We start from the raw sequence: 10,473 nt of genomic DNA, 5'->3' as shown, positions 1-10,473 counted from the left end.
TTTATAATATATATTGTTGCACCGTCATAACAGAAAATGTTAATTCGGTAATTTGATTGGAGAATGCGTGTGGTAGCTATTGCCAATAACCAGCTTTTACAAGTTATTCAGCTCAGTGATGGTAAAGATTTAACCGCTGAAATTTTGCCATTTGGCGCAATAATAAAAAGCATTAAATTTAAAAAACAAGAAATGACGCTTAGCGTAGACGATCCGCAATATTATCTTGAAAACCCATTTTATCTTGGCGCTACAGTAGGTCGATACGCTAATCGCATTGCAAAGGGGCGTTTTAACTTATCTGGTACACAGTATCAACTAGAAGCAAATAACGGCCCTAATAGCCTACATGGCGGCATTAAAGGCTTTAATAAAGTACTTTGGCAAGTAACCAAACAAACTGAAAGTGAAGTTGAGCTTTGTTATTGCTCGCCCGACGGCGAACAAGGTTTCCCCGGTGAGTTGCAGGTTTGGCAAACTATTAGCGCTAAAAACGGCGAGCTTACTCTGCACTTTAAAGCGATAACCAATAAAGAAACGCTCGTTAACTTTACCAACCATTGCTATTTTAATCTTGATGGCAGTGAATCAATTAATGAGCATCTTGTTCAAATTAATACCGATCGTTACCTTCCTATTGATACAACTAGTATTCCACTTAATGAATCTGCATCAGTCACCGGTACCTGCTTTGACTTTACTAAGCCAGCTCAAGTTGGTGAGGCCTTAAGCGCCGTTCATCCTCAGCTAGAAGCTGGAAATGGCTTTGATCACTGCTATATTTTTGATGATGACAGCAGTTTAAAGACGATGGCTACATTAACTTCGCCACACACGAAGGTTAATTTAACGCTCAAAAGTACGCAGCCAGGCATGCAGCTTTATACCGCAAACTTTGTTGGTTCGCCTTTTAAAGCACGGGAAGCTTTGTGTTTTGAAGCACAAAATTGGCCAGATGCGCCAAATCGTGAAAATTTTCCAAAAGCTAATTTATTGCCGGGAGAGGATTACGAACAGGTTATTATTTACTCTTTTTCTGAATGAATACAGCATTCTAATGTTAATTTAAAGAAAATTAAAAGCAAAAATACAGTGATTAAATGCTATCCATAATTCAGGAAAAGGTTGCACTTTTTGCTGGTTTAAAGTATTTATAATATAAATAGTATTTGAAACTATATGCACTACCACAACGACACAACGACTACACACAATCAGGAGTTTTTAAAAAATGATAATTAACAATAAGTTATCGTTCAACAAGAAAACCGCGATCAGTATTGCTATCACAGGCATATTGGCAAGCGGAAACGTTGCAGCTCAAGGCGCTGAAGGCAATACGCCTACAGTAGTAAATGAAGATGTTGAAGTTATCGCAGTAACGGGTATCCGCAGCAGCTTACGTTCATCAATGTTAGATAAAAAAGCATCTAATGTTGTTACAGACGGGATTAAAGCAGAAGATCTTGGTAAATTTCCTGATTTAAACGTAGCAGAATCTCTGCAACGTATTACAGGTGTAGCAATTGACCGTAGTGGTGGTGAAGGCCAAGCGGTAACTATTCGTGGTTTTGGTCCACAATTTAATACTGTACTTGTTAATGGTCGTCAAATTGCGACAGACAGCGCAGGTCGTGAATTTAACTTTGATGTATTGGCCGCGGATCAAATCACCGGTGCTGATATTTATAAAAGTAATACAGCAACTCTTCAAGAAGGCGGCATTGGTGGTACGGTTAACGTAACTACAGCACGCCCTTTTGATTTTGGTGGTTTACATATTTTAGGTTCAGTTAAAGGTATGTACGAAAGCCTTTCTGAAGAAGTATCTCCATCAACATCATTCTTAATAAGTAATACGTTTAACGATGACAAGCTAGGTGTGCTTTTTGCCATCACTAATCAACAACGTAAACTTCAAAATAACCAAATTTTAACGGCAGGTTGGCGCGGCGGTCAAACAATCTCTAACCCAACGGATGGTGTATTGTTTGATAATGCCTACATTCCACGTAACTGGGATCAAGTTGTTGATGAGCAAGACCGCGAACGTACAAACGCAAGTTTAGTACTGCAATATGCACCGTCTGACGATGTTACGATTACGGTTGATGGGATGATTTCAAAATTTGAAGTTGATTCAACAGTACGCGATTTAGCATCGTGGTTTGAACCAGACCGCGTAGGTAGCGCAACAATTGATCCTGAAACAGGCACGCTTTTAACTTTCTCTCAAGAATTGGGTTTGGGCGCACCAAGTGGCGATCCGGCAAGTGACTTTGTATCTCATACACGTAACTCACGCGATGTAACTAACAAAGCATTTGGTATTAATGTTGATTGGCAAGTAAATGAGTCATTAAAAGCTAAATTTGATGTGTCTCGTTCAACCGCTGAAAACGACCGTGCGGGTAGAGACCGATTTAACGTAGTGGGTATTATTAACAGCTTCAGTTTTGATGGTACAGGTGGCGTTCCAACTGTTCAGCATGATGGATTTACAAATGGTTCATTGCCAGATCCAAGCTTAGCGCGCCTTCATTACAATGAAGTTGGAAATCAGTTTACTGATGAAGATGAAATCACTGAGGTTAAAGCTGACTTTGTATATGTGCCAGATAAAGGCCCAGTAGAGCGCATTAACTTTGGTGCTTATCGCCAAGAACGTGAAAAATCAAGCTTCCAAATATTTGGTAGTCAATGTCAATTCTGTGGATATGGTACACAAGCACCACTTGATGTTATTGATTTTGAAGCGTACCAAGCAAGCAACTACTTCCCTGGTTTAATCGATACTTTTTACACCTATGATGGTGATAAAATGCTTGATTACCTAGCCGACCAAGGTTTCCCTGTAGAACCAACCCTACAAAATAATCGTTATACAATTAACGAAGATATTACTAGTTTATATATGGATTTCACAATTGGTTTCGACCTAGCTGATATGCCAGTAACAGTAAACATGGGTGCTCGTTATTCAGAAACAGATATTGAAGTTGCTGCAGTACAAAGCTTTATTAGCGATGTTATTCCAACGTCAGATGCGACATTGTTTGCTAACGTATTTGGTCCAGCGACTAATATTGAACAAGGTACAAGTTACTCAAACTTACTACCATCTTTTAACGTTAAGTTAGAGCTTCAAGAGAATATGATTTTGCGCTTTGCTGCGTACGATAGTATTACTCGTCCAACGATGTCTCAGTTATCTCCTGCGACAAACTTTAACGAACCACGTCGTCAAAATTTAACAGCAAGTGGTGGTAACCCTGCACTTAAACCATTCCAGTCTGAAAACTGGGATATTTCTTATGAGTGGTACTACAACGATGCTAACTTATTTAGCTTTGCAGTATTTAGTAAAGAAGTAGATGACTTTATAGTTACCTTAACAGGTGCAGAAACATACAATATGACTGACCGTTCAGGCCCTGGTTTTGCGTGTACTACATGTACAGATCAAACTGACGATGAGCTTATTGGTAGTTCAGAAGTTTACACTGTAACGCGTCCTCAAAATGGTGAATCAGCTACGGTAACGGGTTACGAAATTGGCGTAACTCATATGTTTGACAACGGCTTTGGCTTGATTGCTAATGCAACTGTAGTAAACAGTGACATTAGTGTGGGTGCTGATACTACGCAAACATTTGCACTTGAAGGCTTAGGTGATTCTCAAAATTTAATATTGTTCTATGAGCAAGATAACTGGCAAGCACGTGTTGCATTTAACAATCGTGAAGGCTTTTTACGCTTAGTTGATAACGGCTTTAATGGTGAACCAGTGAACGTAGAAACTTACGGTCAGTGGGATATCAGTGCAAGCTACGATATTAATGAAAACTTCACTATTTTTGCTGAAGGCATCAACATCACTGAGGAAGAGTTAGTACAAACCGGTCGTTTTGCTAACCAGATTTATTCAGTAGAAGATAATGGCTCACGTTATGCGTTTGGTATTCGCGGATCGTTTTAATTAATGATGGAGGCGTATTTTTCGCCTCTTAGTTTTCATTACAGCACCAAGGTGCTAATGCCAATTAGGTTAATTTAGCAGTAATGTTAACCTAATTGGCTAAAATGAAACCACATTAAATCAAAATGCCCTAACGGGCATTTGTTGTATAAAACGTTATCAATAAAATGCTTAAAGAGTAGCCCATTATGAATAAAGCAATAAAAACAGTAGCGGTAGTTGGCGGTGGCACAGCCGGATGGCTGAGCGCTGCAATTATAGCTTCGTATCACCAAGGTAAAAATGGTGATGGCTTAAAAGTGATGCTGGTTGAATCGTCAGATATTCCAACTATTGGCGTAGGTGAAGGCACCTGGCCCACGATGAAAAACACACTTCAGCAAATTGGTTTGCGAGAAGTTGATGTATTTAAAGCCTGTAATGCCACCTTTAAACAAGGCGGTAAATTTGTAAATTGGACGCACGGCAATAATGATTTTTACTACCATCCATTTACTGTACCGCTAGGATACGGACGTATAGATTTAGCCCCTTATTTAGATAATGTTGAAGACTTTGCACAGCAAACTAATTTTCAACATGATATTTGCGAAGCAAGCTTAGCCCCAAGAGGTATAGCGCAAGGCGAATATCAAGGTAATTGTAATTACGCTTATCACTTAGATGCAGGCGCCTTTGCAGAAATGCTTAAACAGCATTGTAAAAGTAAGCTTGGCGTAGAGCATATTATTGGTACTGTAGATCAGGTAAAACTTGATGACGATGGTGCAATAAATGAGCTTACTCTAAAAGATCAAACTCGCACTATAAACGCCGATTTATTTATAGACTGTACTGGTTTTTCATCATTGTTATTAGGCCAAGCGCTCAACGTACCGTTTAAAAAAATGGACCACGTGCTATTTAATGACAGCGCACTGGCGATGCAAGTCCCTTACGATGAAAGCGATAACTCCTTAGCCAGCCATACCATAGCAACAGCGCAAAACGCAGGATGGATTTGGGATATAGGTTTAACGCATCGTCGTGGTGTAGGGCATGTATATTCAAGCAAATTTTTATCAGACGATGAAGCAGAGCAAAATCTACGTAACTATTTAGGCGATGCAGCAAACGGTTTAACTGCTCGTAAAATTAGTTTTGAATCAGGCTACCGTGAGAAGTTTTGGCATAAAAACTGTGTTGCCATTGGTATGTCAGCAGGGTTTGTAGAGCCGCTTGAAGCAACCGCTATTATGCTTGTTGAAATTTCAGCACGCTTTGTAGCAGAGCATATGCCTGCAGATACACAAGTAATGCCTATTGTAGCTAAACGCTTTAACGAGCAAATGGACTACCGCTGGCAGCGCATTATCGACTTTTTAAAGCTGCATTACATGCTAACCAAGCGTCCAGAACCTTACTGGCAAGCACATGTACAGCCCGACACTATTCCACAAACCCTGCAAGAAGATTTACTGCTTTGGGGAAGCCGTGGCCCACTTATTCAAGATTTTCATGGCGCATTAGAGTTATTCCCAGCCGCCAGCTACCAGTACGTTTTATATGGTATGGGCTTCAAACCAGACTTTACTAAACAGGCTTATTTGTATTCACAAAACGCGCAAGCCAAACAAATAATTGAACGTAACAGCCAGCTTACACAGCAGATGTTGCAAACTTTGCCGCCACACCGCGCTTATATTGAGCACTGGTTAGCGGCTAACCCAGTTTAAGGATGTGTAACTATGGCTATTAGTGAACTAGTAAACACCAAACACCAAACATTAAAAATTAACCCCAATGCAGCCGTTGAATATGCAAAAACACAGCATTTAGTTAATTTAAGAGCCAATGAAATAGCAAAAGCGGCCTGCGACTTACCTATTTTTTTAGCACGTAATACACAAAACGGCAGTTATACCGTATCGGGTTTAACAAGCTTTAGTGCTGGGCAAAGTTTATTGGTTAATAACAACCAGTGGCAGGCACTTTACACACCGGTATGTATGCAAACCCAGCCTCTTTATTTAATGACCCGAGAGGCAAATAGTAGCGATTACTTTATTGCGATAGATGATCAAAGCTCAGCCGTAAACACGCAGCAAGGCGAGGCACTATTTGATGCTAAAGGTAATCCGAGTTTATTTTTAAGTTCACAGCAAAAACTGTTAGAAAGCGACTTAAAAAATGATTACCAAACGTATCAATTTACTCAAGAAATTACGCGGTTAGGGCTTATTAAAAACATAGATATTGTATTGCAGTTTGAACAAGGTGAAACCCAAACCATTCAAGGTTTGAGCACAGTTGATGAAGACAAACTGCAAACTTTAGATAGCGATACCCTTGCAAACTTACACAAGCAAGGTTACCTAAGTGTGCTTAACAGTATGCTTACTTCACTGTTTCAGTTAAATGCATTGGTAAAGCTGCACAACCAACGTCCCGAACTTATGCCTTTAAAGCAAATTAAGTTAGAACTAAGTCGGGATGCGCACGCGCTATAGCGTATCTATTTTCACACACATATAAGAGACACACACATGTCAGATAACATTTTACAGCTGGTGGTTTTTGTTTTTGTCACCGCTTTAATTGGTGGCCTTACTTATTGGAAATGCCGAGGCCAAAATCGTAATAACGGACAAAGCCAAACCAAAGAGTATTTTTTAGCAGGCGGTGGCCTTACTTGGATGTTTGTTGCAGGTTCAATCACATTAACTAATTTAAGTACTGACCAACTTGTAGGTATGAATGGTAACCAAATGGCTTTGCTTGTTTGGTGGGAGCTTGCAGCAATTATAGGTTTGATTATTTTAGCTAAAGTGTTCATTCCTGTTTATTACAAATACAACTGTACAACCACCACGGAGCTTTTAGAAAAGCGCTATAACAACAAACATATTCGCGCTGTTATTGGGGGATTATTCTTTTTAGGTAATGCACTTATTTACATGCCAGCGGTAATTTACTCAGGTGCGCTGTTTATGCAAACCATGTTTAAGGTTGATATTCCGCTAATGTATATTGCCACTGCATTTGCCATTATTGGTGCTGTTTATGCGTTTTTTGGCGGCCTGCGAGCAGTTGCTGTATCGGATACCTACAATGGCATACTTGTACTAGGCATGGCTGTTTTAGTGGTGTTTTTAGCACTTAATGCAATTGATTATGACTTTACGGGTATTCCTGAGGAGCGCTTAACACTCATCGGCGATGCTGATTCACCTATTCCGTGGCCAACACTTTTAACCGGTATGATCTTTATTCAAATGTATTACTGGGGTACTAACCAAACAATCACACAGCGAGCAATGGCAGCACCTAATGTTAAAGAAGCGCAAAAAGGTATATTTGCCGCAGCAGGTATTCGCTTTTTAATCGTACCTGCCATTGTGGTATTACCGGGTATTATTTCGTTTAAACTTTATGGCGATATTGGTGACGCTGCTTATGGTCGAATTGTGGGTGATGTAATGCCAGCATGGTTAACCGGTGTGTTTGCAGCGGCAATGGCAGCAGCAGTGCTGTCTACTTACAACAGCTTATTAAATTCAGCTACAGCACTATACGTGTGTGACATTCACGAAGCGTACTTTAATAAAGAGCCAAGTGTTGTAAAGCTAAGTGGTTACGTAACATTGCTACTAACAAGTTTAACACTGGTACTTGTACCAATTTATCAGCAAGCAGACAGTATTATTAATTTGCTACAGCAATTAAATGGTTTATTAAGTATGCCAATATTCTCAATTTTTGTAGTGGGCTTATTATTTAAAAATGTGGATGCACGTGCAGGTATTGCAGCAGTAATTTTAGGTGTTGTAATGTACGGCATGCTTACGTTTGCAAACTCACCACTACATACTGACATTCATTACATTCACTTAATGCCAATTACACTGATTGTATGTGTAGCTTTTGCATTGATAGTAAATAAAGTGGTATTTGGTTTGAATGCGCAGTGGGCAGGTAAAACACCGGCACTTGATGACGCAGAACAAGTACAAAAATAACGTATAAATAGTTTAAGCTGACAAAATCGGTCATGGGGAAACTCTGGCCGATTTTTTATATATATTAAAAGCAATAACAGAGCTTTAAAGTAGAGGTTAGTTTAATACTTTTTATTACAGTGGTACTTCCAGTGAGTTTATCTGACTATTTGCGATGTAAAGACTATCAAAATCTAATTTGTATGATATATACTATTATTATTGAGTGTCACCATCTGATAAATTGTGGCTCAAGCAAAGAGATACATTTACTAAATAGTGTAGCTTACTAATTTTCGTTATATTTATAACTCACACAATGAACAAGAGGATAGGAAAATCATGGCCGACACTAAATCATTTTATCGATTAGACAGTGTAAACAGCACCGTTATTTTCGACTGCCAGAGCAAAACACCGGCGTTACTGTACTTTGGTAAACGCCTATCTGAGCAAACAACAGAAACAATGCTAACTCAGCTTGCTACGCGTCAAGAAGTAAAATGTGCCGTGGTTGAAGAAGCGCCTATTTCTCTATCTCCGTTATTAGGCGAAGGCTTTACTGGTGCGCCAGGGCTTGAGCTAGTAAATGATTCAATCGCATGGTCAGTAGGACCAGAGCTTCAAGAAGTACGTCAGCCTTCAGCCGCAACACTTGAATTTGTAAGCGTAGATAAGCTTCGTGGTATTGAAGTCGTGCACAGCATTACACTTGATAAAAGCACTGACGTACTAAGCGCGCATACTGTATTAACTAATTTAGGCGACTCACCACTGGGCGTTAATTTTTGCGCCGCGCCAACATTTCAATTGCCAGATAGCGTAAGCAAAATAGTGAGCTTTGAAGGTCGTTGGTCAAATGAATTTCAACGTCAATCGGTTGATTTAGTCTTAGGTAGTTTTGTTCGTGAAAACCGTAAAGGCAAAACATCACACGATGTATTTCCTGGTTTATTAGTGCATAACGAAAATGCAGGCGAGCAACACGGCGAATGTTACGGCTTTCATTTAGGTTGGAGTGGTAATAATAAACTACGCGCAGAGCTTTTAGCTGAAGGTCGTCGTTACGTGCAAATGGGTGAGCTATTACTTCCTGGTGAGCTTACGCTTGCTAAAGGTCAAACGTATCAAAGCCCGAGCATTTATGGCTCGTTTTCGAGTGAAGGCTTTAGTGCGCTTTCTCGTAATTTTCATCGTTTTGTTAAAGCTAATTTACTTAGCCAAGCACAACGTGAAAAAACGCGTCCTGTGCATTACAACACATGGGAAGGCATTTACTTTGATCACGACGTAGACACGCTTAAGCAACTAGCCGACAAAGTGGCGCCGTTAGGTATTGAGCGTTTTGTACTTGATGATGGTTGGTTTAAAGGCCGTCGTGGCGATAACGCTGGTTTAGGTGATTGGACAGTAGATTACAAAATTTACCCAGATGGTTTATCACCAGTTATAGATCATGTGAATAGCTTAGGTATGGAGTTTGGTATTTGGTTTGAACCAGAAATGGTTAACCCAGATAGTGATTTATACCGCGCGCATCCTGATTGGGTTTTAGGCTCCCAAAACAACGAACAGTTAAGTTTTAGAAATCAGCTAGTACTTGATTTAACCCGCTCTAAGGTTGTTGAGTACCTATACAAAGCCATTGACGATATTTTAGTTGAATACCCAACCATTAAGTACATTAAATGGGATATGAATCGCGATATTAACCATGCGGGTAATTTTGACGGTAAGCCAGCAGTGCACCAGCAAACATTAGCACTTTATCGTTTAATTGATCGTATTAAAGCCGCGCACCCTGGTCTTGAAATAGAAAGCTGTTCGTCAGGTGGTGCACGTGTAGATTACGGCGTACTTGCACACACTGACCGTGTATGGACGTCAGATTCAAACGATGCGCTTGATCGCCTTGAAATACAGCGTGGATGTTCGTTCTTTTTCCCATCGTCGGTTATGGGGGCACACGTAGGCCCACGTGATTGTCATATCACAGGGCGCAATGTAAGTATTGAAATGCGTGCTGCGGTATCAATGTTTGGCCACATGGGAATCGAAATGGACCCACGTGAACTGACCGATCACGAATACAATGCCCTTAAAGCGGCAATAGCACTTCATAAAGAGCATCGTGAGTTTATTCATAGCGCCGATTTGTACCGCCTTGATAGCGACGATTTATCAATTAACTTTGGTTTAATCGATGAGCAAAAAACAAAAGCGTTATTTGCCTATAACAGCGTTCGCGAAACACCCCGTACAGCGCCTAATAAGCTTCGTTTTGTTGGCTTAGATGCCGATGCGCAGTACACACTTAATTTAGTGTGGCCGGTAAAGTTTGAAGAGTATCGCCCATCTTCTATTGCTGCGGTAAATGGTCAAGCATTTACAGGTGAAGCGTTAATGCAGTTTGGTTTACAAATGCCAATTTCATTCCCGCAAACATCGCTTATATTTGAACTTACAAAAGCGTAAAAATAAGAGTAAATAAAAAGGACGAGCTGGTTAAAAACTAAG

6 protein-coding genes are annotated in these 10,473 nt (G+C 40.1%); all 6 read left to right on the top strand.

Going from position 1 to position 10,473, the window contains the following annotated elements; all coding sequences use genetic code 11:
- The first annotated feature begins 69 nt into the window (after positions 1 to 69).
- Complete coding sequence (locus P20652_RS12565; protein WP_008167243.1) at positions 70 to 1,044, top strand: aldose epimerase family protein; 975 nt, start codon at positions 70 to 72, stop codon at positions 1,042 to 1,044.
- 187 nt (positions 1,045 to 1,231) lie between these two features.
- The gene (locus P20652_RS12570) at positions 1,232 to 3,979 is read left to right on the top strand and encodes a TonB-dependent receptor (RefSeq protein ID WP_008167241.1); all 2,748 of its coding nucleotides are present in this window, start codon (positions 1,232 to 1,234) and stop codon (positions 3,977 to 3,979) included.
- A gap of 188 nt (positions 3,980 to 4,167) precedes the next feature.
- Positions 4,168 to 5,694: a tryptophan halogenase family protein gene (locus tag P20652_RS12575; protein ID WP_008167240.1), complete on the top strand. Its 1,527-nt coding sequence runs from the start codon at positions 4,168 to 4,170 to the stop codon at positions 5,692 to 5,694.
- A gap of 12 nt (positions 5,695 to 5,706) precedes the next feature.
- Complete coding sequence (locus tag P20652_RS12580) at positions 5,707 to 6,468, top strand: SapC family protein (RefSeq protein WP_008167238.1); 762 nt, start codon at positions 5,707 to 5,709, stop codon at positions 6,466 to 6,468.
- A 36-nt stretch (positions 6,469 to 6,504) separates the two neighbouring features.
- The gene (locus P20652_RS12585; protein WP_008167237.1) at positions 6,505 to 7,977 is read left to right on the top strand and encodes an SLC5 family protein; all 1,473 of its coding nucleotides are present in this window, start codon (positions 6,505 to 6,507) and stop codon (positions 7,975 to 7,977) included.
- Positions 7,978 to 8,298: 321 nt separating this feature from the next.
- Positions 8,299 to 10,431, top strand: coding sequence for an alpha-galactosidase (locus tag P20652_RS12590; protein WP_008167235.1), 2,133 nt, complete (start codon positions 8,299 to 8,301; stop codon positions 10,429 to 10,431).
- Positions 10,432 to 10,473: the final 42 nt, after the last annotated feature.

Origin of the sequence: Pseudoalteromonas sp. BSi20652 (assembly GCF_000239855.1) — a bacterium.
In the GTDB taxonomy this organism is placed as follows: domain Bacteria; phylum Pseudomonadota; class Gammaproteobacteria; order Enterobacterales; family Alteromonadaceae; genus Pseudoalteromonas.
The sequence above is the reverse complement of the archived record's forward strand: the minus strand, read 5'-3'. Positions and strand labels throughout refer to the sequence as shown.